Source organism: Sporosarcina limicola, assembly GCF_014873855.1.
GTDB classification, from domain to species: Bacteria; Bacillota; Bacilli; order Bacillales_A; family Planococcaceae; genus Sporosarcina; species Sporosarcina limicola.
Map to the genome: position 1 here is coordinate 40,511 of NZ_JADBEL010000012.1, position 23,972 is coordinate 64,482.

The window sequence follows — 23,972 nt, forward strand, 5'->3', positions numbered from 1 at the left end:
CACTGGTATTTAACCAACTAAATGAATCTCTATATAACAAAAAAAGGATAGCCCCGTAAAGGACTACCTTCCCTAATCAAATGCGCCTGGATTTTGAGTTGAGCTTGCTCAATTAATTCCTTTCAAAATCCACGGCATGCCCCGGAGGCTTTAATTTTATTCAGCAGTTTTTTTCACCTGCTGAATAAAATTAAACTTCTTGTTTAGCCGGTTTGTGCTGAATTGCAACTTCAAATGTGGTCAGTTCTGAACTTATAATCGGGTTTTCTTCTGATTTCTGCTCACTTTTCTTGCCATGTGCTTTTTGAGATTCTCTACTTTCCAGCCATTTATCAAAAAACGTTCGATCTTCCCATGTTGTACAAATCTTCAGCTCGTCATATTCCGAACTATTTTCCTTTTTCAACACTTCCATTAAAATGAATCCCTCAAATGTATGGACCGATTTCGCTGTTTTAAAACGAACAAGTATGTCATCCACTTGTCCTTTTTCAATTCGAATCGTGTTTACCGCAGTCATCATTTTCATATCGCTTCCTCCCTATTTGATAAAGAATTTAAGTACTCGAACACTGGCAACGCGCTTTCCCCGCCCATTTGTGCATGGCGAATGAGTGGAATACCGTGTGGACCTTTCGCATGAATACTATCTGGAACGCGCTCGATCATTGCGGTTACAATCGGCAATTCGCCAAGCATCGCGGCTGTGAAGATGTCCATTCTTGCGCCACGGTCGAGAAGCCATTCAACAATCGCTCGATTCCCGGTATGTGCCGCCGCCCCGAGACCACTTTCCCAATCATCTCCACCCCAATTCATTACGGAATGAACGAGTGCCGGCTCCTGTTCCAACAACGTCTGCACACCCTCAAAATCTCCATGTGCGGCGATAATAAATGACCTAACCAGCTCATTATTTAACTGTTCTTTTGTCATACAAAACCTTCCTTTCGTAGCTTAATTGGAGTGAAAAATGACTTCCCATTTTCCTGATAAATGTCTGCATCAATCTCAAAAATCGATTGAAACATTTCCTTGCATAACACGCATTGCGGAATACCATCGAACTGGATCTTGCCTTTTTTCAACACAATTAACCTGTCGCTATAACGGGCTGCCTGATTGATGTCGTGCAATACCATTACAACCGTCATATCAAATCGCGCATTCAATTCTTTCACAAGTTCCATCACTTCAAGCTGATGAGAAATATCAAGAAATGTCGTGGGTTCATCTAACAATAAAATCTTGGGACGCTGTGCAATCGCCATTGCAATCCAAGCTCGCTGCCGTTCACCGCCGGAAAGTGACTGCAACATCCGGTTTTTAAAGTCATTTAATCTTGTGACGTCAATTGCCCATTGAACGATTTCCTCATCTTCTTTTGTTAATTTACTGTATGCGCCCCGATGCGGGTACCTTCCGAATTCAACAAGTTCCGCCACTGTTAAATCTAGTTCATGATCTTGCATTTGGGGGAGCATCGCAAGTTTTTTGGCGACGTCTTGGCTCTTCATTGATTCAACACTTTGCCCGTCAAGAAAAACTTCACCCGTTTTTGGGGAAATGAGCCTCGAAATGAGTCGTAGGAATGTCGACTTTCCAGAGCCATTCGGTCCTATTAAACTAACAATCTCGCCCTCTTTGATGTGTAAATCAATGGATTCCAACTGAAACGAAGAAGAATGTTCGAACGACACATCTTTAGTTAGAAGCAAAAGAATCCCTCCGTCTTTGAATCATATACAAGAAAAATGGTCCGCCGAAAAAGGCTAACAAAATTCCGACTGGTAACTCGATTGGGTTAAACGCACTGCGTGCAACTGTGTCTGCTAACACCACAAGTAGGCCACCCCCAAGTGCAGATGCCGGCAATAAATACCGGTAATCCCCGCCGATCATGATTCGCAATATATGAGGCACCACAAGCCCCACGAAGCCAATTAAACCCGAAACACTTACGGCAATACCCGCCAATAGTGTACTTAAGATAATCAGGAAAAATCTACTCTTTTCAACGTTGTGACCTAGTAATTTTGCAACTTCATCCCCTAGCCTGAGTATCCGAATATGTTTAATCGAAAATAATGCAAAGACGAGCGCAGCAATCGCATAATAAATGATCATTTCAAACTGAACCCAACCGACTCCTGCAATTCCCCCGGCAAGCCATGGAAGAACCGATTGCACGCGATCACTATACAAAAGCATAAGCGCGCTCATAAATGAACCAATGATGGCGTTGATGGCGACTCCGACTAAAATAATGCGGATAGGCGAAGTTCCACCTTTCCAGGACAATGTGTAAATGACGAGAGCCGTGATAAGAGCTCCTAGAAAAGCTGCAAGCGGTAAAAATAATATATATGCTGGAAAAATAATCATGATGACTGTTGCTGCAAGACCTGCGCCCGATGATACGCCTATTATCCCGGGATCTGCCAACGGGTTTTTCATTACACCCTGTAAAATAGCACCTGATGTCGCAAGGCACATGCCGACAATTAGTCCAATTAAGACCCTCGGAAAACGAAGCTCCCATACAATTCGTCTTTCGAGTGACTCGTCGGAATAGAAGAGTCCACTCCATATTTCATTGAAAGAGAAGGAAACAGGGCCGATCATCAGACTTACTGTACAAGAGAGTACGAGTAATATGCTTAATGCAACTAGTACAACCGTACGTTTTTTGGCGAATGGATGTGCATTCTTATGTTCTTTAACCCCTGCCGCCTTCATGTTATTTAGCCTTCGCTAAACTTTCTTTCATTACTTCAAGTGCTTCTGTCACTTTAGTTCCTGGGTTTGTACCAAAGAGATGTGATGGTAGGATTACTACATTCCCATTTTTAACGGCATCAAGATTTTTCCAAGCGGCATTTTTCATCATTTCCTCTTCAAATGCCGCTTTCACTGCTTCGGGTTCGCCATGCGTGATGAGCATAACCATTTGTGGATTTCGCTCAATGATTTTTTCAACACTTAAACTTGCATATTGCGGGTAGTTTTCTTCTTTAGGAAAATCAGATGCGATATTTTCTCCGCCTGCTTTTTCTAGTAAATCTCCTGTGAGAGAGTTTGGTAATGCTGCTAAATAAGTTCCTGGTGCGCCGTAAATGAGCAACGTTTTAACTGGTTTAGCTTTGTCGGCTATAGCCGTTTCGACTTTGTCTGTAATGGTTTTATTCAAACCTTCAGCTTCGTTCTGCTTTTTGAAAAGTTCTCCAAACATAGTGATGGTCGATTGAATATCTTCAATCGAATTCGCTTGCGTATAAAGTACCTTCGTTCCTTGTCGTTCTATATTTTCAGCATGTTGCTTGAAACTCATTCCAGCCAACAGGACGGTCGGATGAACCTCTGCGATTTTTTCAAAGTTTGGTTGGTGAGGATTGCCAATCACCGGAATCGATTCCGCCTCAGCTGCTACGGGTCCACTCGATGTCGGACGTCCCGTGACATTTGCACCTAGATTTAATAGGATATCCAAGTCGCCAGAGTTCAATGTTGCGACAGATTCGGGGACGGTTTCAAACGTAACAAGCTGTCCAGATGAATCCGTCACTTCAACCGACGGACTTTCTTTCTCAACACTTTCCTCTTTTACGGGCTTATCTTTTACTGCATCGTCTTTCTCAACCGTCTTCTTTTCCCCTGTACTGCATGCAGCTAGAACAATCAGCAACAGCAGTGATATGGCAACCAATAACGCTTTCTTCATCTCTCAACCTCCTAATTAATAATGATAATCATTCTCACTAATTGTCATTCTACTGATAACGTTTCTCATTGTCAAGCAATAATTTGGAAATGATGAATTAGTGTGAAGACTTGGCCAGTTTTGGGGGTTATCAATGGCGTGATGTTGATTATCACCGCCTTGACATGTGTTATCACCGCCTTGATGCACTTTATCACCGCCTTGACACACGTTATCACCGCCTTGATGCACTTTATCACCGCCTTGACACACGTTATCACCGCCTTGATGCACTTTATCACCGCCTTGACATTTTCTTGCAGCATCAGGATGCGACTTGCCTTCAAATTAGTACATTATCACAACCCCAACATGGCATTCATCATCACTCCCCACATTTTCTCCACAAAAAAAGGGCTGTTTAGGAAACAGCCCTTTTTCTTCACTCATCGTTGCGCTCTTTTTCAAACTTCAAAACTTCACCTGATCTTGCATCGATATCGAAATCATATTCATGTGTGTCGTCTGTGATTTCAATTTCATAGATTACGCGACCGTCTTCATTGTCCAATTTGATTTTGCTCACTGTGCCTTTTGCTTGTTTCATTGCGATTGCAGTAGCAGCATCTTCCGTTATATAGTTGCCCTCTGGGATGATTTCTTGCTCGTCTTTATCATCATCATCGTCATCTTTTTCTGTAGCTAACACTTTTCCTGTTTTCGCGTCGATGTCGAGATCATATTCGACACCTTTTGATTGGATTTCGACTTCATACACCGTGCCTGTTTTTTTCTGTTCAAGTTCAATTTTTGTCACTTTACCGTCGACTGATTTAACTGCGATTGCTTTCGCTTCTTCAATCGTTAAAAGGTCTTTCGATGCGGGTACTGCACCCTTTTCAACGTTCGCCGCCATCGCCACTCCGCCTATCGCTACTACTCCGACCAACGCCGGAATTGCTAACCATTTCTTCATCTCGCATCTCTCCTTTTTGTTGTTATCTTCATACTACCCGACGAAGATGAGAGGACAGGGAGAGGTTTATTAGAATTTGATGAGAGACTAGTCATCCCAAATAATGGATAGAACTTTTCCAGAAATGGCGTGGATTTGGAAGACGGCTTCATCATGATCTCCGTCTATTTCAATGAGGTAATAACCCCCATCATCCGTCTTTTTAAAGGTTACATATTCCACTTCGCCTTTCAATTTCTTATGTGCTATTTTAATCGCCTGTTTTTTTGTAATGACTGCATTTTCAATTGTTGTCTCATCTATTTTTTCAGACAGAACCAAACCAGTTTTGGCATCCATTTTCACTGTCGTAAGCTGCTGATTTTTCGATAGTTTCACTTCGTAAACTGGCTCGCCATCGCTTTCATCCAATGAAATATGCTCTACTTCACCCGTGTTTTTCTCGGCAATCATGCCGCGTATTTCCTCTTCAGAAAGCACTTGTGTCGACGCTTTTCCTGCCCCTCCTGTTTGGACTAGGGACAGTACGCTCCCCGTCACAGCATCAATTTCAACTACGTAAACCGCATCATTACGGACTATTTCCGCTCCATAGACGCCATTCTCCATCGTCAAATCCGCAACGCTTCCATTGTACATACCTTCAAGCAGCGACCGGATTTCCACATCAGCTAACACCTTTTCTTTCGTCAATAAACTCCCAATGAACAACCCGCCAACTGCTAAAATAATAAGCGTCAAAAGCATGGGAATGAACCACGGCCTTTTCATCACTCGCAATTCCGGCCACCTCCTTTCATCCACCATACGCTGCGAACATTAAGAAACGGTGAGAATCCGATTTTTCGGAATGAAAAGCCAGACTGTCGTTCCCTCACCAACTATACTCTCAATTTCCAATTCTGCACCCAGTCCATCCGCAATTTCCTTCGCAATCGAGAGCCCAAGTCCCGTACCGCCTGTTTTCCGATTACGGTCTTCATCAACCCGATAAAAACGATGGAATAAATAGGGCAAAGCATCTTGCGGGATCCCATTGCCCGCATCGATAACTGAAATAGTGAAACCCGTAACGTTTTCTTCAATAACCGTTTTTATTTCCTTATCGCTGTACTTCCGTGCATTGTCGAGCAAAATATAAAGCAGTTGCCTTAATTTTTCCGCATCCGTAACGACAATCGCTGGGCCATTCCCTTCCAAATAGAACTCCCTTGCATACGCTTGACGCATTGGTTGCAACGTTTTCTCAATCAATGCGTATACATCCGATTCCCCGAATTTGAATGCACCTTTCTCATGGTTTTTCGCAAGCAAAAGCATCTGCTTAATCATCTCTTTCATGCGAATTGATTCCCCAAGGATTGCTACGACCGCCTCTTCTGCAACCGACCGATCATCAAAACCGTGGCGTGATAGCAGTCGGGCATAACTTTCGATGACTGTAAGCGGGGTTTTTAATTCATGAGAAGCGTTTGAAACGAACTGCTCCTGCTTTTTGTAATTCCGCTCCAGTTGTTCCATCATGTCATTGAACGTTCGGCCCATTTGCGTCATCTCGTCTCTTCCTTCAGCGACGACGGCAATTTTTTCAAAGGTCCCAGCCTTTCGACTTTGCGCCATCGTTTTGATCAATTTTTCGATTGGCTGTGTAACGATGCGTCCAAGTGCTATGCTCGAAATGACGATTGGGATCATCGCAACCAACATCACGCCGATTAAAACAATGACAAGGGTATTCAAATTATGCTTCGTATTATCGAGCAGTTGGATCATAGTTAACTCCACAACCTCGCCATCTTTCCAAATAACAGGCATACGCATGGACAGAACCGGTACGCCGTCAAACGTATCGATGGCATACCGCTCGCCCTGTTCCAAATCGGGTTTGAAGCTTTTAATTCCCTCCGCAGATTGGACATTAGCTTTTACTTTACCGGTTTTATCCACAATTCGAACAGCCCCATTTGGAGGAATATAGGCCAGCAATACATTCCGCGGATCGTTCTGGCCAGTCAACTTGCTCAATGAAGTGGTTAGCTCCTTTGCCTGCGTGCGTAACTGATTGTATTCCGTGTCATAAGCCATTTTCTCGAATAAAAAGTAAATTCCAATATTCGTAAGTGTGAGAATGACGAGCATGAGCAGCGTCGACAATAAGTGGATTTTCGTCTTAATTTTCATGGGATTGTTCCTTCAAAACGTACCCCACACCACGCACCGTTTGAATCAGCGTCCGTTTTTCACCCTGATCAATTTTCTTGCGAATATAGCGGATATAGACATCGACAACATTCGTGTCACCGTAATAATCGTATCCCCATACAGCATCAAGCAATTGCTCGCGGGACAATACTTGGTTCGGATGCTTCAAAAGATGGAGCATTAGATCATATTCCCGCGGCGTCAACTCAATCGTACGCCCATCCCGTTTCACTTCCCGCGTCTGTTCGTGCATCGACAGCCCAGCGAACTTATGAAGATAGTCATCCTCCTCAAGAGACGCTACTTTCCCTTTCGAGAACCTAAGTGCAGAACGGATTCTTGCCAGCAATTCTTCGATTTCAAATGGCTTTGTCACATAATCATTTGCCCCGAGATCAAGTCCCGCAACCTTATCTTCAACATCGCTTTTTGCCGTCAATAAAATGACAGGTGTTTCCACTTCCGTAGCCCGAATCCGCCGAAGAACGTCCAGTCCACTCACTCCCGGCAACATCAAATCAAGCAAAACAAGATCCCATGCCTGCTCTCGATAGCTAATAAGTCCATCCGAACCTGTATGAGCGACACCTGTTTCATACCCTTCAAACTCGAGTTCAAGCTGAAGTACACGCGCAATGTTCTCTTCATCTTCGATAATCAAGATCCGTTCTTTCATTTTACTCACCTGCCACTTTTTCTTTCATCTTAACAGATTCGAATAAAAAACAGAGACCCTCGCTGTTTCCGAAGGTCTCCATTGTCATTTCCATTAGTCTGTGATTGTTACCAGGTTTTCATTCACGGCAAACATACTTTTAACAAGCGTATCCAACATGACCGGCATTTCTTTAAACGCACTGTCGACGTGGAGCCGTTCTGTTTTCTGGTGCGCATCTTTACCAAAAGGGCCAACGTTCAAGACAGGCGCTTTTAATTGCGCCATTTCTTCAAATGGAATGCTGTATGTGTCGCCCCAGACCGGTGTATTGCGCTCGAACGTGGTCCAGCCACTTGCGTCATCTTCGTAATTGACATAGCTCAAATCGCAGATGCCGTTGAAGTAGTGAATTTGTTCGACTGTGATGTCAAATGCTTTCGCTGTTTTCTTCATTAACTCAATCGTTTCGATTACAAGCGGGTCATTCGATGAATTGATGGCCGGATAATAAGGCGGTGCATATAGAATCACGGTTGCCGGTGACAGCTCTTGACATTGAATCATCAAGTTGTCGACAATTCGCAACGATTTCTCACGATCATCCCACGCATCATTTTTAAGTGCTTCCTGTTTCAAGCGTTCAACTTCTGCCTCGCCAAGCTTTTGCAGGGCATGTTCCAGCAACTGTTCATACCGCAACACGTTCACTTTCCCTATGCCATCCACTTGCTCTCGTTGGCAAATGGCTTTGTAGCTTTCATTGCAAGCCACCATCGCTTCAATTGTCACTTGCTCGAATAAATCCATTATCTCCGCCGCGGTTCGTTTCAATAGGAAAACATTGTATAGGGCTGCTGCACGGTATGGTGTCTGTGTCGAGTATTGCATCTTCAGGTCTTTTTGTTGCAATGAAACCGGCAATGGTGTACTTTCTCCAAGATCCGTTTCACGGAAGAGAGAATTCCATTCCATATGTTGCGTCAAGAATGAAGCGATGTAATTCGCAGTCATCCCTTTCATCGGCTCCCCGACATGCGTTTCTTTTCCGTAGAACAGTGCTGCCGGCATGATCTTGCCAATGGTGCCCGAGTAAATGTATTCGTTCGTATCCGTAGGGCCTTGTGAAAATGACGGTTCGCTATTTAAAAAGAGTTTATACATCAAGCCATGTTCCGCGCGGAGACGAACGAGCTCTGTTACAGCAGCGCGCATACCTGCTGAGTTTACTTCTTCATCAGGCACCGTTGTCAACAGGAGATTAATGGGCCAGTTTTCGATGCTCGCCTTTTCGATGAGCTGCATATGGAGGGCAAGACCCATTTTCATATCCATCGTGCCGCGGCCGAATAAGTAATTCCCAGATTCCAGATCAATGCGCGCTGCTTCCGGCAAATCTTCTTTATGTTCAAGCAGTTTTTTCGTCAGTTCCTCAGGATGGAATGCTAGTGGTTCCAGCACACCATATTCTTCAGTCCATACCGTATCGAAATGGCTAATTAGTACAATCGTTTCAGTTGCCTCTGGGTGTTTGTACAAAGCAGTGACAACATTGCGCCCCAGTCCGGCATCATGCAAAGCCAGATGTTCCGGGTTGTTTTTGAAGTAAGAAAGCTCTTTCATTTTCGCTGTCAATTTCGGCGCAAATGCCCGCTCCCCTTCCGTCAACGTCCGGCTATCCCAACTAACAAGCTCACATAATAGTGACCGGAGTGTAGAAGGAGTTCCCCATAGAAGTTGTTTCATCACACTATCCCCTTTCCTAATAAAATATGGAACACTCAAAATTGTTGTAAAAACTTCTCCAATCGGTCCATTCCTTCTTCGAGAACAGGCATTGCATAAGCGTAAGAAATGCGAAGATATCCTTCTCCATATGTAGAGAAAGCACTGCCTGGTACAGCAGCAACCCCACCTTCTTTCAATAATTTCGTTGCAAAACTGTAAGAATCCATCCCGTATTTCGCAATGGAAGGAAAAATATAAAAGGCACCATTTGGTTTAATAACATCCAACCCCATCTTCACTAGCCGATTGTAGACAAAATCCCTGCGCCTCATATATTCCACATTCATTTCTTCCGGTGTATGTCTGCATTCATTCAAGGCTACAATAGCAGCATGCTGACTCGGTAAAGAAGCACAAACAGAGTTATATAAATGCACTTTTAGCACGTGAGCCATATATTCTTTCGGGCCTAAAACATAACCAATTCGCCAGCCGGTCATCGAATGTGACTTCGATAATCCGTGAATAAGAAATAAACGATCACGTATAACCTCATATTGCCCAAATGAAACATGTTCGCCAGTAAACGTATTTTCACTGTAAATTTCATCTGATAAGATAAAAATTTCATGCTGTTCTAAAACGGCAACAAGTTCATCCATCTGCTCCTTTTCAATCGTCATTCCTGTCGGATTCGACGGGAAATTAAAAAGGACTGCTTTTGTTTTCGCGGTAATAAGTGATTTTAGTCGCTGTGGAGAAGGCGTAAAGCCCGTATCCGTCGTATCCAAATACACAACTTTTGCCCCGCACATCTCAATTATCGGGGCATATCCGAGATAGATTGGTGTCGGTAAAATAACTTCATCACCCGGTGATAAAATTGTTCGAAAAGTAGAATCAATTGCTTCACTTGCACCATTCGTAATTACAATTTCATGCTCTGGGTTATAATAAAAACCATAGCAATCCTTAAAAAACAAAGATACAGCCTTACGTAAATCTAGTAAACCTGCATTATGGGAGTAGCCTGTTTCGTTATTTTCAATGGCTTTTATCCCCGCCTTCTTTACCAGCTCCGGTGTTGGGAAGTCCGGTTGACCAATTGTCAAATTTACGGCATTCGGGTAATCAACTAACTTATTCGAAAACTTTCTAATACCTGGAACTTCAATCATTTCTGCCATCTTATTAATGGATATTTTCATTTTTTTCACCCTTCAAAATCATTGTGCTCATACAAGTTTCAATTTGATTAGTAAAAATCCTTTTATTTATTAAGAAGATTCGGTAACCACAGTGATAGTGATGGAAGATAGGTAATCACTAATAGCGCAATGATCATCGTCAAAAGAAATGGAAGTACACCAACCACAATCTTTTCAAATTTCACATGCCCAACACTAGATGCAACGAATAAATTAACACCTAAGGGCGGTGTGATGAAACCAATTGCCAAGTTAGCAACTAAAATGACACCGAAATGAACTGGATCCACTCCGACAGCTGTCACGATTGGCAACAAAATCGGCGTTAAAACGACGAGTGCTGAAATCGTATCGATGAACATTCCAACAACTAATAACAAGATATTTATTGCTAACAAGATAACAATTGGATTTTGAGAAAACTCAATTAGGAAAGTCGATATTTGGTTCGGAATCTGTTCCAGTGTCATAAAATAAGCAAATGAAACAGATAGCCCAATAATAATCATCGTTGTTGCATTAATGATGACCGCTTCACGAAAGGCCACAAACATTTCTTCCCAAGATAATTCTTTATAAACGAATTTCCCGATAATGAACGCGTAAACAACTGCAACGACAGCTGCCTCTGTTGGGGAAAAAATCCCCCCATAAATCCCACCCAATATAATGACTGGAATCAATAACGCCCACTTCGCATCATAAGTCGATCTTAACACGTCCATAAAGTTAAACTTTGTGTCCGAAGTTGGTTTATATCCGCGTTTTTTTGAAATGATATATGCCGTAATCATGAGACCTACTCCAATTAGAATCCCTGGAATAATCCCTGCTAGAAACATATTCCCTACGGATACACCACCGATAACGCCATATAATACAAATGGAATACTTGGCGGGATAATGACTCCAATAGAACCTGCCGAAGCTGAAATTGCCGCAGCAAAACCCCCTTCATATTTTCGGGCAACCATTGCAGGAATCATGAATCCGCCTATTGCAGCGACCGTTGCTGGACCAGAGCCTGAAATTGCCGCGAAAAACATACAAGCAACAATTGTTACCATAGATAATCCGCCTGTCATCCATCCGACCATTGTTGTCGCAAGATCGAGTAGACGCTTTGAAACGCCTCCCTTGCTCATTAAAATACCCGCAAGCATGAAGAAAGGAATAGCAAGTAGCGGGAAAGAGTCAAGCGATGTGAATGCTTTTTGTGTAATAATCGAAAGTGGGAGAGTTGAACCGAAGTAAATCGCAACCAATGCCGATACACCTAGAGAAATTGCAATCGGAACACCAATAAGTAAACAGATGAATAATGTACCAAACAGTAAACCGATTGTCATGCCGCAACCTCCTCATTTTCCGGCTTCTCATAATCCCCTTGCCAAACCTTGATAATTTGATAAATCAACCTTAAAGCCATGCCTCCGCCCCCAAGCGGAATCGCAATGAATGGAATCCACATCGGCAATTGAAGAGCTGGTGTCACTTGACCATTCTGAATGCTCGTCATGACAAGTTGTGTGCCGAATATTGCTAAAAATAGGGCTAGTGCGAACCAAACAATGATGCTAATCGTCTCCAATAGTTTCCTTCTCATTCCACTAAATAGTTCGATGAAAGCGCCTACCCTAATATGTTGACGGATTTTCACAGCATAGCTAGCACCCACCCATACCTGGAAGATATGTATATAACGAGCCAATTCTTCTGTCCAACTAGGAGCCGATCCAAAAACATAACGACCTACGACTTGTCCGAATATTAAAATGACCATGACGGCTAATGTTAACACTAGAACACTTTCTTCAAACCGATTGAACTTTTTCCCCATTCTATTCATCTCCCTTCAAAAAAGGAAGAATCAAGGCTTGCACCTTGACTCTTTGCGTTATTAATTGTTGGCTGCTTTTGCTTTTTCTACAAGATCTTCACCAATTTCAGTTGTATATTTATCATAAACAACTTTTGCTGCCTCTCGGAATACATCCTTCTGTTCAGCAGTGACTTCATTTACTTTCATACCACTTTCTTTTAGTTTTTCAAGAAACTCGATATCCTGCTTTTGAGCCAATTTACGTTGCTCCGTACGATATTCCTCTGAAGCCTCTACTACCATTTTTTGAAGGTCCTCTGGCAATTCATTATAAAACTCATTGTTCATAAGTAATATCGTAGCCGCGTAAACATGACCTGTAAGTGACAAATAGTCTTGTACTTCATAGAATTTATTTAAATAGTAAAGGGATATCGGACTTTCCATTGCATCATAAGTCCCTTGTTGTAATGCTGTATAAAGCTCTCCAAACGCAAACGGAGAGGCATTTGCACCAAAAGCTTTGAATGTATCCGTATGTACAGGGTTTTCTAGTGTTCTATATTTCAAACCATTCAAATCGTTTGGTGATGTGATTGGACCCTTGTTGTTTGACATATTACGGAAACCATTTTCAGCGAAAACAAGACCTTTTAAGCTGTTCGTTTCAAGCTCTTTCAAAAGGCTCTTTCCAAGTTCACCATCAAGTGCTTTATATGCAGCTTCGTTATCATTGAAGATAAAAGGAAGATCAAAAACCATAAACTTCTTATTAAACGAGGCTAGCGGTGCTACTGCCGGGATTGTCATTTCAACATTTCCAAGTTGTACGGCTTCAATCGCTTCCCTATCAGATGCGAAAAGCTGACCATTCGGATAAATTTCTACTTTCAGACGCCCTTTGGATTCTTTCTCGAGTTTTTCTTTGAATGTAACAGCTGCTACATGTGTAGATTGCTCTTCAGGTACGAGGTGAGCAATTCGGATTGTATAAGCATCCTTGCTCTTTGCACCTGTTTCGCTTGTTTTCTCCTTCTCAGTTGGCCTGCCACACGCCGTCAAAATGAGCATTACAATGGTTAATAGTATAAGTGACTTTTTCATCTTTCTTCCTCCCCTTTAAAGTAAACTAAAAATCTTTTTTCCACGTTTATTAGATGCTCCTTCATTTCTTGCACTGCTAACTCAAAATTTTTATATTTTAGTGCGTTAACAATACGTAGATGTTCTTCATACGCTCCCTTCGCACTCATATGAACGGTATTAGAAAGAACAAGAAATGCCCTGTTTACTCCCGTGTTCATAAGATGAATCAATTCTCTCATTTTCCCATTGTCATTTTGCGAAGCTAAAATAAGATGAAACTCTCTATCGATATCTATATATTCTTGAAAGTCATCGTTTGAAATTGCTTCCATTTGTCTTTGAAGATTTTCCTCTAATTCTCGAATAAAAAATGTGTCTTCATTAAAAATAATTTTCTCAATGTTGTAGATTTCCAGCATTCGACGAAGTTCCATAAATTCCAATGATTCCTCTTTAGTAAAAGTAGCAACTGTTGCCGGCTTTCCCTTATTTAATACAACAAGTTCTTCCATAGCAAGTCTTCGGATAGCTTCTCGTAAAGGTGTTCGGCTTAGTCCTAATTTAGAAGCCAATTTTTCTTCTCGCAATCCTGTTCCGGGTTCCAATTCTCCTGAAATAATTTCTTTTTTTAATAGGGAATAGGCCTGTTCCGCCAAAGTCTTTGATTTAATGATTTTCTCCAATTATCACACCTCATTTCTTTCTGTATACTGTATACAACAACAATATATTAAGTTATTATATTTGTAAATAGGAATTTTCAAAAAATGGTGCTTGGAGGTTGATTTTTTTGTTTATTGAAAAATTGAAGTCACTACTTGGATCTGAATTAGTAAGTGCTAGTGAATCTGAATTATATCGTCATAGTAAAGATGAATCTTTCCACCAACCCGTCGAACCAGATATCATTTGTTTCCCCGAAAGCACTGATGATGTCGTTAAAATCATGCAAGTTGCAAACGAGTTCAATGTAAGCGTTACCCCATACGGCGCTGGGTCGGGGCTTGAGGGTCAAGCAATTCCAGTAAACAAAGGAATTACAATTAATTTTGAACGAATGAATAAAGTAATTGATTTTTCACCAGAAGATTTAACAATTACAATTCAGCCCGGGATTACACGGAGCGAATTGAACGAAGTATCAAATCGGCAAGGACTAATCTTTCCTATTGATCCTGGTGCAGATGCTACGATTGGGGGGATGGTCGCAACGAATGCAAGTGGAACGACCGCAGTCCGGTACGGATCGATGCGCGACCAAGTACTTGACCTTGAAATCGTATTAGCAAGTGGCAAAGTGATTCGCACCGGGACAAAGGCGAAAAAGTCATCCTCTGGTTATCATTTATCTGGTTTATTTACAGGGTCAGAAGGAACACTCGGAATTATTACTGGAATTTCGTTACGACTACATGGTATTCCTGAACATACAATTGCCGCACGCTGCACGTTCGATACCTTAAGTGCATGCGCAGAAGCTGCACAAACCATCCTTCAATGCGGCATCCAAGTACTACGGATGGAACTTGTCGATGATAAAAGTATCGCGGCTGTCAACGCTTATGGGAACTATGATATTCCAGTAGCACATTCGTTATTTTTCGAGTTTGCGGGAACAAAAGTAGGCGTGGAGGAAGAGGCAAAATTAGCTGAAGAAGTCATGCGGGAACTTGGTTGCAATAACTGGGAAGACGCAAGTACATCAAAGGAACGTAGCCAGCTTTGGACAGCAAGACATGAAATCGCCTATGCTTATCGCCATGTCAAAGGTGTCGCTGTTACTGGTGCAGATGTTTGTGTACCTATCTCAAAATTACCTGAAATGGTTGACTATGCGCGTTTGCTGATTGAAGAAAGTGGGTTAAACGGAGGAATTCTTGGCCATGTCGGTGACGGGAATTTTCACACCTTGGTGTCCTTCAATCCCACTATTCCTAGTGAGCAGACAAAAGCTGAATATACAAACGAAGCACTCACTTTTCGAGCAATCGAACTCGGTGGCACTTGCACAGGTGAACATGGAGTCGGACTTGGAAAAAGAAAGTTTCAAGAAGCAGAACACGGTGCAGCAATTGAAGTCATGAAAGATATAAAACAACTACTTGACCCTAGTAATCTCTTGAACCCTGGGAAGATTTTTTACTAACCAACAGGAGAAATCCTAAAATATAGCTGAGGGTTTCAGGTGAATTGTGAGTTGAAAATCGTTGAAATATCACCATTTCACCTTTCGTTATAGTAAAAAACTGCCTGCAGAATTAAATCTGCAGACAGTTTTTATAGATTAATCATGAGTTAATAGATTTTGTGCTTTTCTTCCGACGAACAAATACTACACTTCCTAATGCCATTAACATGAATCCTACCATCATCATTGTCATAGATTGCTCTTCCCCAGTTTGCGGAAGTACATTGCTAGAATTAACGTATTTTGATTGCTTCGCAACTGTAGCGATAGGATTTATAGATTTGACCTCATTCGATGAATTTTCTTTGTTTTCTGATTCATCTGGATTAAATGCACGTTCATGGATTTCTGCTTGAGTTTCCGGAATGGCTGGTATCTCTAGTGTTTCCGGTATCTCTGGTGTTTCCGGAATCACCGGAGTGACTGGGTTCAAAGGAGATATCGGATCTACCGGAAACACTAGAACTGGTGGTGTTACTGGTGTTACTGGTGTTACTGGTGTCACTGGCGTCACCGGTGTTACTGGTGGTGTTACCGGCGGTGTTACCGGTGGTGTTACTGGTGGTGTTACTGGTGGTGTTACTGGTGGTGTTACTGGTGGTGTTACTGGTGGTGTTACTGGTAACAGGGTATTCGTAATGTTATATCCAGCAATCACTGTTGTATATCCAGGAACAGGTTGTTCTTTTACTGTATATTTATAAGCCACGCCGTTCTCATCAAAACCTGCTAAGTCCTTAAAGCTATATTTCCAATCTCCAGCTACTGTGACCGTTATCTCTTTTAGTTGTACGCCGTTTTGATGAAGCTCAACAACGATTGATTCTGGACGATTTGCTAATTCGTCGTCCTTCCACGTTTTCGTTCCTTCTACTTCAACTGTTGCAAATTTTATGTTTGTAATATCATAGCCATTCACAGTTGATGTATAACCAGGAACAGGTTGTTCTTTTACTGTGTAAACAAATTCTTTTCCACCTTCATCATAACGAGCTAAATTCGTAAAGCTATACTTCCAATCTTTTGCCGCTGTTACTGGTACGTCTTTTATTTTCTCGCCATTTTGATGAAGCTCAACAACGATTGATGTTGGACGGTTAACTGAATTTCCATCTTCCCATGTTTTTATTCCTTCCACTTCAATCGGGGCAGGTACCGAAATTAAAGTGTTGGTAATATTAAAACCTTCAACACTAGAGCTGTAACCTACAGGAATCTCTTTTTCTTTTACAGTGTAAATATAAAGTTTCCCATCGGAATTAAATTTTGGAAGTTCAGTAAAACTGTATTTCCAATCATTCTCTACTGTTACTTCCATTGTTGCTCCTTCTTCATAGGAGGACCCATCTTGAAAAAGTTCAACAACGATTTTCGTTGGACGCTCATTTGAATCGCCATCTACCCACGTTTTTATTCCTTCTACGTTAACCGTGACAGGTACGGCAATTAGAGTATTGTGAATATTATACCCATCAACAGTGGCTTCATAGCCTTCAGGAACTACTTGCTCTTTTACCGAGTAAGTGTAGGGTTTACCTTTGACGTCGAAACCAGCTAAGTCAGGAAAGCTATACTTCCAATCTTCTGTCGCTGTGACTATAACGTCTTTTAGTTTCACATCATTTTGGAAAAGTTCAACAACGATAGATTTTGGACGATTTGCTGGATTATCGCCTGTCCACGTTTTCATTCCCGCTACTTGAATAGTTTTCACATTGTTATTGATTGGCACTTTAATTCCTTCTTTAGCGTTCTTGTCAATTGTAAAAGAAACTTTTGTATTTGGATCAAAGTCTATAAATTCTGGAGCAGAAACTTCCTGAATGTAGTAGTTGCCTGGCTCAAGGTTTGGTACTTCTACAATCCCATCCGCATTTGTCGTATATTCATCACCGATTTGTGTTCCACTTTCAGAAAACACTTTAAACGTAACGCCTGGTAAAGTAAGCTTTTCATTATTATTTAAGTGTTTTAAAATTCTCAGTGTGCCTTTTGGTGGTAAATCACCTTGCGCTCCTCCACCAGAAAAAACGTTTTCTACTTCATGTGACCCTGTTTCACTTTGTAGTTCACCATACAATACCTGATAGTTCGTTTCAAAGCTGTTATTAAAGTAATCCTGTGATTTACCTTCTTCTGTTATTTTAGATGTATAAGCAATTGAAAATGCTGTTTGATTGCCTTTATTTTGATAAATTCTCACTTCAAAGTAATTTTCACCAGTAAATGTGATTTCACCGTACTCTTGACTATGGAACTCCTCAAGACTGATGGTGCTCGTACCATTGATTGTGATATTAAAACTGTCTCTATTTAATGTTTGTCCAGATTGTAATGTGTCTTTAATGACAATATCATTACCTAACCATTCTTTCTTTAGGTTTGTGTTTAAAAACCAACGAACTTCGCTAGGATTGTCAGGTTGCATGTCTCCCGTCTTATAAAAGAAGACCCCTGGCTCTGTTCCTCCACCCATATTTGAGATATAAACTGTTTGGTAGCCCAAATTCGTTCCTAAATTTGTTGGAACCTCACGAATTTCACCTTCATCTACACGACCTGCCTGTACGTTGAAGAAAAAATTCCCTTGAATATTGTTTAACTCTGCAACCTTATTAGTAAACGTACAAACTACATTTGTCTTAGCTACTACGCATGATCCAAAGCTCTGACCACTTTCATCATTTAACGGGATTGATCCAACAAACCCTTCTAACTCAGTTGGAAGGGTTAATGTTAACGTATCCCCAGCTTTCATGTTATCCCCTGATTTATCAGAGAAAGTTACAGTAATTTTTGCTCTTTCACCATATTTCAACTCGCTAGGATCTATCGAAAAATTATCAACAAAACCTGATTGATTTAACTCCGATCCGTCAGTATTCATCTTTGGGGACTGTTTAAACTCTTGATCTAAGGTTTCGCTTTTCTTCTCATCCAATTCACTTTCTGTTGAATCTGCTTCGTTGTGAAGATCACTTTCTTCTTCAAGCGGAACTTCGATTGTTGTTTCGGGCATCAGGTTTACTTCTTCCAAGCCCTCACTATTTTCTTGGTCCATCTTAACTTCAATTAAGTTACTTGCATCTTCAGTGTTCGATTCATCCGCAAAAGCAATCGATTGTGGAAACACTATGTTCATCACAAGAAGTAATGCAAGCATAACTGAAGCGAATCGTTGTTTGTTCTTCATAAATTAATTTCTCCTTTTTTGTATCCGTTTTTCGACCCCTATAACCACTACGTCAATAGCCCTAGTTTTTTTAACTATTTTCCATTCATGATAAATAGTTCTAAAAACCCTGTTTCGGAATTGATATATAACACATATTGACATTTTGTAAACTATCATAATCATATCCTCCTTCACTGAAAATAAAAAGGAAATAATTCTCCTTAGACAAGGGACATTATACATATGCCAGATTTTATTGTAGAATCTAGTAAGGACTCTTTGACTATTTCAACGAAATTTATATTAGTCACAGAAAACATTTTAGTCTAGAGTGACTATTTGATTGACTCTACTCCAAAAAAAGAAGGCATAAAACTTGCATATACTAATTGGAAAGTAACAGCAATATAGAATATTATAAGTTCTAAGCCCACTTATTATCGATTGTCGGTTTCCTTTCGCATTGAAACCGAGTTATACGTAAGGGATTTTCTTTATGATTCCCAAAATATTAGACACGAATTTCCTTTCTATGACTAAATTCTACGAAAGCGATGGTGTTTATCATGATTAGTGAACGTCAAAAGGAGATTTTGAAAGTTTTAGAAGAACAAGTCGAATGGATTGCATCTGCAAAATTAGGGAAAATCATCGGCTGTTCCTACAAAACGATTCAGAGTGATATTAAACCGTTGGGAAAGCTTCTTCCTCAAGGTTGGGAAATTGAAAAATCGAGAGGTAAAGGATTGAAACTGAAAAAACCTTTAGACGAGGGTGTGAATATCGAACTTAGGGGAACGAACGAGGATCAGCTTGAGTATGGAATTGTTAAGCTACTAACGAGTGGTGAGGAGTATACAATTCAATCATTGAGTGACAAGATTTACTTCAGCAGTCGAACTGTTCAATCCCTTCTACAAAAGATAGAAGACAATCTACGTATTTACCAACTAAAATTAAATAGAAGGCCTTTAGAAATAAGAGGCCCCGAAGTATTAATAAGATTGTATTTATATAAATTAGGAAAGAAAATTTTGGGCGAGTACCAGTTACTCAAAGCCACTTATAAAGACCATGACTATTATGTAAAAACCATTAAAAGTTTTGAAAAACATCTAGGTATCACATTTTATCCACAGCCACTTGTGAATTTAATATTTTTTTTAGACACATCAATTAGTAGGATAAAGGCTGGATATCACACAGAAATAAATCCTTCATCAGAAAAAGTAACAAAAGTAGAACTTTATAGAAAGTTAGCCCCGTTTTTCGATTTATTGGAAACTGAATTTGACATTCAAATAAATGACAGTGAGCGAGCATTGTTATTTATCGCCTTTGTTAATACCGATTTCACATATACAGAAATAATTGAACACCCACAAAAAACACTTTCCTATCTGAATGATAATCATAAAAAGCATGAGTCTCTATTCGAATTCATTTCCTTTTTCGAGAAAGAACTGCATCTACCTCTATTAGCAAGCGATACTTTTGTGTTATCCATTTATGATTTCTATCAAAAGATAAAGCTTAGAAGTTTAGACAAAAGGTTTGCCTATACTGTAAATCAAGATCCTAGCATCTCAATAAGTTATCTTTTTCCTGAAACATATCAAAAGGTAGAGATTGCTTTTACAAAATGGAAGTCTACGAACAATTCATCTTATTTAATGGTTCATGATATCAGTACGCTCACAATACTTTTTGAACGATTTATAGCTGAGTCAGGTATTTATAAGAAACGAGTATTAGTTGTCTCTTCTTTAACGTATATGTTCAGTCAATTGACTGTCGCCATTTTAAACAGGGAATTTCAAGGTCATATCGACCTAATAAGTCAAGACAGCGATACCATTTCGAAAGAAGAAGTGCAAAAATTGGCTATTGATCTTGTTATTTCGGATACGCCGCTAGACGATTTAGACATTAAAACTATCCTTATCAATAAAGTACCTACCCATCGAGATTTGACAAATATAAGAAAAGTAATTTCATAAAACTGATGTTTATTCAAGGTAAAAAAGCCGGTTCTTCGAGTCACTTTTGACTCAAAGACCGTCTTTATTATCAACAAATAACTTTTGGGATTTTCTCATGTTTTACAAAAATACGATAATTGCTAACACTGCAGCCAACACAAGCCTATAAATTGCGAATGGTACGAGTTTGACACGTGAAACCAATTTTAGGAAGAAACGGATTGAGATTAATGCGAAAACGAATGCACTGATAAACCCTACGATGTAAAAGGATAGGTCATCCATCGAAAGGTCTTTCCAATTTTTAATAACAGACACCAAGCTTGCACCCATCATAATTGGAACCGCCATGATGAATGTGAAGTCCGCAGCTGTTCGATGATTCATGCCGAACAAGACCCCTCCTGAAATCGTTGCACCAGAACGTGAGAATCCTGGCCATAACGATAGACATTGGACTAGACCAACTGTAAACGCCTGTTTGTATGTAATTTTGTCCAATGTGTCTACTTTTGGATTTTCGGGTCCGAATTTATCTGCCGCAATCATTAGAATCGAGCCGGCAACTAGTGCAAAAATAACCGTTTTAACACCTGACAATTCTAAATCAATAAAGTCTTTAAGCGCAAATCCGATAATTACCGCCGGCAACATGCCTACAATGACATGCGCTAAATTGAAGCTTGAATTCATTTTTTGGCCATCTATCTTATAGAGGCCTACCAAGCTGAAAAGACGCTTCCAAAAGACGATTACAACAGCCAGTATCGAACCCAATTGAATCACAATCTTAAATGTAAAGGCCGAACGATCCCTGAGAAACTTTGTTGTATTCAACCACATATCATCCACAATAATAAGATGCCCCGTCGATGATACAGGCGCGAACTCCGTCATTCCTTCAACAAATCCAAGGATTAATGCTTTAATCAAATCGACTAATTCCATAAGTAATTACACTCTCTTTCTGCGGAAGCGGATGTACCAAAGACATGCTACGATTCCACCCAATCCGATTAGTACGTACGTAATTGTCGAATAGATGTCCATATACTGGACGATCGATTGCCAATTATCACCGACAGCTGCCCCGATGAAAACAAGTGCCGTATTCCAGATGAGACTTCCGATTGTTGTGAGTAAGACAAATAGTAGGAAGTTCATATTCGACATGCCCGCCGGTATTGAGATCAGGCTTCGGATAAGTGGGACAAGTCGGCAGAACAATACTGTCCAAGGGCCGTATTTGTCGAACCACGCATCCGCTCGATGGATGTCTTTCCGCGTCAGGCGCAAAATTCCACCCCACCGATCGACGATTTTCTCAAGTTTCGATACGTCAATCAGCAATCCAATGCTGTACAAAACCATCGCCCCAATGACCGAACCGGCTGTCGCCGCTATAATAACGCCCATCTTCGTCAAATCCGTATACGTCGTCATAAATCCACCGAACGTCAAAATAACTTCTGAGGGAATCGGAGGAAATACATTTTCAATCATGATTAATAGTAACACACCAAAATAGCCGAACTGGTCCATGATTTCAGTAATCCAATTTTCCACGTTACGCCCCCAACACAATCAACTTTACTAAATAAGGAATGCAAGTGCAAACGGATCCTGTTTTGCACGATGTGTTAACGATTATATTGCTCATCCTATGTTGAAGATCCTTCCTATAGGACGGCTAGACATTCGGAGAGGTTTCGTACTACATGAACACATTATGTGGATATCCTTATATTTCAACGTAGTTACCCACAAACCTCCGTGGATAACTAGTCGATTTTGTTTATAATTTCAGAATTTTCATCGAAAGTAGTGCTTAATCTTTGATGCTCAAATGCCTTTGAAATAGATACCCACAAGTTCTTCCGCTATTACTGTATAAGTCCCCAAAAGATAATACGTGACATTGAGTTTACTTATGCCTTCAATTCTCATAAGGGTTTAGATTTAATTCCGCCTCAAGCCCTAGATACAAATCCGTTCTGCGCCCGTTTGGACGAGCCGGAATCCGTTATAAGATTAAGCTACAAACGAAAGGAGGAACAACAAATGAAAAAATTTGGTCTTGCAATACTCGGGCTAATCGCAGCAATCGTCGTTCTGGCAAATCTTGGATCACTTCTTGGGCTTGCCCTTTCCGCATTGATTGCCTATGCAGGGTTCCATTATCTTAGAAAGAGTGATTCTACCCTTGCAAAATTGTTTTGGGGAGGCGTCTTGTTTATCGGCCTGATAACAGCGGTTTCGAATGTGCCTGCGTTCTTCGGCATCATCGCAATCTTGGGTGTGCTGTATGTATGGCGCAAATGGAACGGTTTTGAGAAAGATTCCGTGATTACGCAAACTGACGACCCATTCGTCAACTTCGAACGCCAATGGAATGATATCACAAAATAACGAGGAGGAACTTATTATGAATTCACTATGGAATAGATTTAAATACTCAGTACAGGCGGATTTGCATAATTTATTTGACAAAAAGGAAAATAAAAACCCGATTGCGATGCTCAATCAATACATCCGTGAGGCAGAGAAACAGACTGATTCGATTGGGAAACTGCTTGAACGCCAAAGTAAACTGAAGACAGAACTTCAAAAAGAATTGGCAGAATCGGAAAAAATGGCGGACAAACGTCGTAGCCAACTAGAACTTGCACAAGCTACTGGTGAAGAAGATTTAGTCACATTCGCGGAAGACGAAATTGCAGCATACGATACGCGTGCAGCCGAGCTTTCTGAAAGTGTTTCGGAAACGGCTTATGAATTAATTTCTTTAGAGCGCAAGTTTGAGGAAATGAAGCATAAAGTGAAAGATATGAAAGTACGTCAACTGCAATTGATGGGGAAAGAGAACGTGACTCGCGCTCATCGCCAAATGGATCAAGTGATTTCTCCTGAAAACGGGGATAGTCGCATAGCTTCTGTCAACGAGATGAAAAAATATATTGAAAACCTTGGCGGCAAGATTGACCGTGAATATGAAACATCTTCAATGGAACGCCGTCTGGAATCACTTGAAAAGGCGGAGGGTGCCGCTCAGACGCGACAGGCATAAGGCGGATTGGCGAAGCGGCGTTCCTTTGCCGCACAGCCAAGCTGACTTATGACCCGAGCTTCTGGCATCCCGGAGCCTAGACACTCGGAAAAGGCGGAGGGTGCCGCTCAGACGCGACAGGCATAAGGCGGATTGGCGAAGCGGCGTTCCTTTGCCGCACAGCCAAGCTGACTTATGACCCGA

23 protein-coding genes are annotated in these 23,972 nt (G+C 41.0%); 4 read left to right on the top strand and 19 right to left on the bottom strand.

Annotated elements, in window-relative coordinates; genetic code table 11:
- Nucleotides 1-190: 190 nt before the first annotated feature.
- From H4683_RS11545 to H4683_RS11620, 16 genes are all read right to left on the bottom strand, one after another.
- The gene (locus H4683_RS11545) at nt 191-529 is read right to left on the bottom strand and encodes an antibiotic biosynthesis monooxygenase (protein ID WP_225942055.1); all 339 of its coding nucleotides are present in this window, start codon (nt 527-529) and stop codon (nt 191-193) included.
- Complete coding sequence (locus H4683_RS11550) at nt 526-936, bottom strand: ankyrin repeat domain-containing protein (protein ID WP_192598992.1); 411 nt, start codon at nt 934-936, stop codon at nt 526-528. The genes H4683_RS11545 and H4683_RS11550 overlap by 4 nt, the downstream gene beginning before the upstream one ends.
- Complete coding sequence (locus tag H4683_RS11555; protein ID WP_192598993.1) at nt 933-1,718, bottom strand: ABC transporter ATP-binding protein; 786 nt, start codon at nt 1,716-1,718, stop codon at nt 933-935. Before H4683_RS11555 ends, H4683_RS11550 begins: the two co-directional genes overlap by 4 nt.
- A complete protein-coding gene (locus H4683_RS11560) occupies nt 1,705-2,739 on the bottom strand; it encodes a FecCD family ABC transporter permease (protein ID WP_192598994.1) in 1,035 nt (344 codons plus the stop codon). The genes H4683_RS11555 and H4683_RS11560 overlap by 14 nt, the downstream gene beginning before the upstream one ends.
- Before the next feature lies 1 nt (nt 2,740).
- Nucleotides 2,741-3,721, bottom strand: a complete 981-nt coding sequence (locus H4683_RS11565) for an ABC transporter substrate-binding protein (protein ID WP_192598995.1) — start codon at nt 3,719-3,721, stop codon at nt 2,741-2,743.
- A 15-nt stretch (nt 3,722-3,736) separates the two neighbouring features.
- On the bottom strand, nt 3,737-3,994 hold the full coding sequence (locus H4683_RS11570; protein ID WP_192598996.1) for a hypothetical protein: 258 nt from the start codon (nt 3,992-3,994) through the stop codon (nt 3,737-3,739).
- Nucleotides 3,995-4,142: 148 nt separating this feature from the next.
- Nucleotides 4,143-4,676 carry a PepSY domain-containing protein gene (locus tag H4683_RS11575; protein WP_192598997.1) on the bottom strand — a complete coding sequence of 178 codons (534 nt, stop codon included), beginning with the start codon at nt 4,674-4,676 and terminating at the stop codon, nt 4,143-4,145.
- 87 nt (nt 4,677-4,763) lie between these two features.
- The gene (locus H4683_RS11580; RefSeq protein ID WP_225942062.1) at nt 4,764-5,447 is read right to left on the bottom strand and encodes a PepSY domain-containing protein; all 684 of its coding nucleotides are present in this window, start codon (nt 5,445-5,447) and stop codon (nt 4,764-4,766) included.
- A 48-nt stretch (nt 5,448-5,495) separates the two neighbouring features.
- Nucleotides 5,496-6,857 carry a HAMP domain-containing sensor histidine kinase gene (locus H4683_RS11585; protein WP_192598999.1) on the bottom strand — a complete coding sequence of 454 codons (1,362 nt, stop codon included), beginning with the start codon at nt 6,855-6,857 and terminating at the stop codon, nt 5,496-5,498.
- On the bottom strand, nt 6,847-7,554 hold the full coding sequence (locus H4683_RS11590; protein ID WP_192599000.1) for a response regulator transcription factor: 708 nt from the start codon (nt 7,552-7,554) through the stop codon (nt 6,847-6,849). Before H4683_RS11590 ends, H4683_RS11585 begins: the two co-directional genes overlap by 11 nt.
- Nucleotides 7,555-7,647: 93 nt before the next feature.
- A complete protein-coding gene (locus tag H4683_RS11595; RefSeq protein ID WP_192599001.1) occupies nt 7,648-9,279 on the bottom strand; it encodes a M20/M25/M40 family metallo-hydrolase in 1,632 nt (543 codons plus the stop codon).
- A gap of 35 nt (nt 9,280-9,314) precedes the next feature.
- Entirely contained in the window at nt 9,315-10,469 is a 1,155-nt protein-coding gene (locus tag H4683_RS11600) for an aminotransferase class I/II-fold pyridoxal phosphate-dependent enzyme (protein ID WP_192599002.1), read from the bottom strand.
- Nucleotides 10,470-10,531: 62 nt separating this feature from the next.
- Nucleotides 10,532-11,818, bottom strand: a complete 1,287-nt coding sequence (locus H4683_RS11605; protein WP_192599003.1) for a TRAP transporter large permease — start codon at nt 11,816-11,818, stop codon at nt 10,532-10,534.
- The gene (locus H4683_RS11610; RefSeq protein WP_192599004.1) at nt 11,815-12,309 is read right to left on the bottom strand and encodes a TRAP transporter small permease; all 495 of its coding nucleotides are present in this window, start codon (nt 12,307-12,309) and stop codon (nt 11,815-11,817) included. Before H4683_RS11610 ends, H4683_RS11605 begins: the two co-directional genes overlap by 4 nt.
- A 60-nt stretch (nt 12,310-12,369) precedes the next feature.
- On the bottom strand, nt 12,370-13,395 hold the full coding sequence (locus H4683_RS11615) for a TRAP transporter substrate-binding protein (RefSeq protein WP_192599005.1): 1,026 nt from the start codon (nt 13,393-13,395) through the stop codon (nt 12,370-12,372).
- Nucleotides 13,392-14,060, bottom strand: coding sequence for a GntR family transcriptional regulator (locus H4683_RS11620; protein WP_192599006.1), 669 nt, complete (start codon nt 14,058-14,060; stop codon nt 13,392-13,394). The genes H4683_RS11615 and H4683_RS11620 overlap by 4 nt, the downstream gene beginning before the upstream one ends.
- Nucleotides 14,061-14,167: 107 nt before the next feature.
- On the opposite strand from H4683_RS11620, the gene H4683_RS11625 reads away from it, so the two are divergent.
- The gene (locus H4683_RS11625) at nt 14,168-15,523 is read left to right on the top strand and encodes an FAD-binding oxidoreductase (RefSeq protein ID WP_225942056.1); all 1,356 of its coding nucleotides are present in this window, start codon (nt 14,168-14,170) and stop codon (nt 15,521-15,523) included.
- A gap of 142 nt (nt 15,524-15,665) precedes the next feature.
- Here H4683_RS11625 and H4683_RS11630 read toward each other — a convergent pair whose 3' ends face one another.
- The gene (locus H4683_RS11630; protein ID WP_192599008.1) at nt 15,666-18,758 is read right to left on the bottom strand and encodes a Cna B-type domain-containing protein; all 3,093 of its coding nucleotides are present in this window, start codon (nt 18,756-18,758) and stop codon (nt 15,666-15,668) included.
- Between the two features lie 548 nt (nt 18,759-19,306).
- Here H4683_RS11630 and H4683_RS11635 point away from each other — a divergent pair.
- Entirely contained in the window at nt 19,307-20,740 is a 1,434-nt protein-coding gene (locus tag H4683_RS11635; RefSeq protein WP_192599009.1) for a BglG family transcription antiterminator, read from the top strand.
- 102 nt (nt 20,741-20,842) lie between these two features.
- Here the strand turns inward: H4683_RS11635 and H4683_RS11640 are convergent, their stop codons facing one another.
- Nucleotides 20,843-21,670 carry an undecaprenyl-diphosphate phosphatase gene (locus H4683_RS11640; RefSeq protein WP_192599010.1) on the bottom strand — a complete coding sequence of 276 codons (828 nt, stop codon included), beginning with the start codon at nt 21,668-21,670 and terminating at the stop codon, nt 20,843-20,845.
- Nucleotides 21,671-21,676: 6 nt separating this feature from the next.
- Nucleotides 21,677-22,288 (bottom strand): VTT domain-containing protein, encoded by a 612-nt coding sequence (locus tag H4683_RS11645; protein WP_192599011.1) that lies wholly within the window; start codon nt 22,286-22,288, stop codon nt 21,677-21,679.
- Between the two features lie 495 nt (nt 22,289-22,783).
- Between H4683_RS11645 and H4683_RS11650 the strand changes: the two genes are divergently transcribed.
- Both H4683_RS11650 and H4683_RS11655 read left to right on the top strand, forming a co-directional pair.
- Nucleotides 22,784-23,131, top strand: a complete 348-nt coding sequence (locus tag H4683_RS11650; RefSeq protein WP_192599012.1) for a lmo0954 family membrane protein — start codon at nt 22,784-22,786, stop codon at nt 23,129-23,131.
- A gap of 16 nt (nt 23,132-23,147) precedes the next feature.
- Nucleotides 23,148-23,789 (top strand): PspA/IM30 family protein, encoded by a 642-nt coding sequence (locus tag H4683_RS11655; RefSeq protein WP_192599013.1) that lies wholly within the window; start codon nt 23,148-23,150, stop codon nt 23,787-23,789.
- The last annotated feature ends 183 nt before the right edge of the window (nt 23,790-23,972 follow it).

Bases quoted from the DNA above. Each gene is read 5' to 3' on its own strand.
- H4683_RS11630 (WP_192599008.1), bottom strand. From the start codon at position 18,758: ATGAAGAACAAACAACGATTCGCTTCAGTTATGCTTGCATTACTTCTT.
- H4683_RS11565 (WP_192598995.1), bottom strand. From the start codon at position 3,721: ATGAAGAAAGCGTTATTGGTTGCCATATCACTGCTGTTGCTGATTGTT.
- H4683_RS11610 (WP_192599004.1), bottom strand. From the start codon at position 12,309: ATGGGGAAAAAGTTCAATCGGTTTGAAGAAAGTGTTCTAGTGTTAACA.
- H4683_RS11585 (WP_192598999.1), bottom strand. From the start codon at position 6,857: ATGAAAATTAAGACGAAAATCCACTTATTGTCGACGCTGCTCATGCTC.
- H4683_RS11580 (WP_225942062.1), bottom strand. From the start codon at position 5,447: ATGAAAAGGCCGTGGTTCATTCCCATGCTTTTGACGCTTATTATTTTA.
- H4683_RS11550 (WP_192598992.1), bottom strand. From the start codon at position 936: ATGACAAAAGAACAGTTAAATAATGAGCTGGTTAGGTCATTTATTATC.
- H4683_RS11545 (WP_225942055.1), bottom strand. From the start codon at position 529: ATGAAAATGATGACTGCGGTAAACACGATTCGAATTGAAAAAGGACAA.
- H4683_RS11635 (WP_192599009.1), top strand. From the start codon at position 19,307: ATGATTAGTGAACGTCAAAAGGAGATTTTGAAAGTTTTAGAAGAACAA.
- H4683_RS11590 (WP_192599000.1), bottom strand. From the start codon at position 7,554: ATGAAAGAACGGATCTTGATTATCGAAGATGAAGAGAACATTGCGCGT.
- H4683_RS11595 (WP_192599001.1), bottom strand. From the start codon at position 9,279: ATGAAACAACTTCTATGGGGAACTCCTTCTACACTCCGGTCACTATTA.
- H4683_RS11655 (WP_192599013.1), top strand. From the start codon at position 23,148: ATGAATTCACTATGGAATAGATTTAAATACTCAGTACAGGCGGATTTG.
- H4683_RS11605 (WP_192599003.1), bottom strand. From the start codon at position 11,818: ATGACAATCGGTTTACTGTTTGGTACATTATTCATCTGTTTACTTATT.
- H4683_RS11560 (WP_192598994.1), bottom strand. From the start codon at position 2,739: ATGAAGGCGGCAGGGGTTAAAGAACATAAGAATGCACATCCATTCGCC.
- H4683_RS11600 (WP_192599002.1), bottom strand. From the start codon at position 10,469: ATGAAAATATCCATTAATAAGATGGCAGAAATGATTGAAGTTCCAGGT.
- H4683_RS11615 (WP_192599005.1), bottom strand. From the start codon at position 13,395: ATGAAAAAGTCACTTATACTATTAACCATTGTAATGCTCATTTTGACG.
- H4683_RS11640 (WP_192599010.1), bottom strand. From the start codon at position 21,670: ATGGAATTAGTCGATTTGATTAAAGCATTAATCCTTGGATTTGTTGAA.
- H4683_RS11575 (WP_192598997.1), bottom strand. From the start codon at position 4,676: ATGAAGAAATGGTTAGCAATTCCGGCGTTGGTCGGAGTAGTAGCGATA.
- H4683_RS11650 (WP_192599012.1), top strand. From the start codon at position 22,784: ATGAAAAAATTTGGTCTTGCAATACTCGGGCTAATCGCAGCAATCGTC.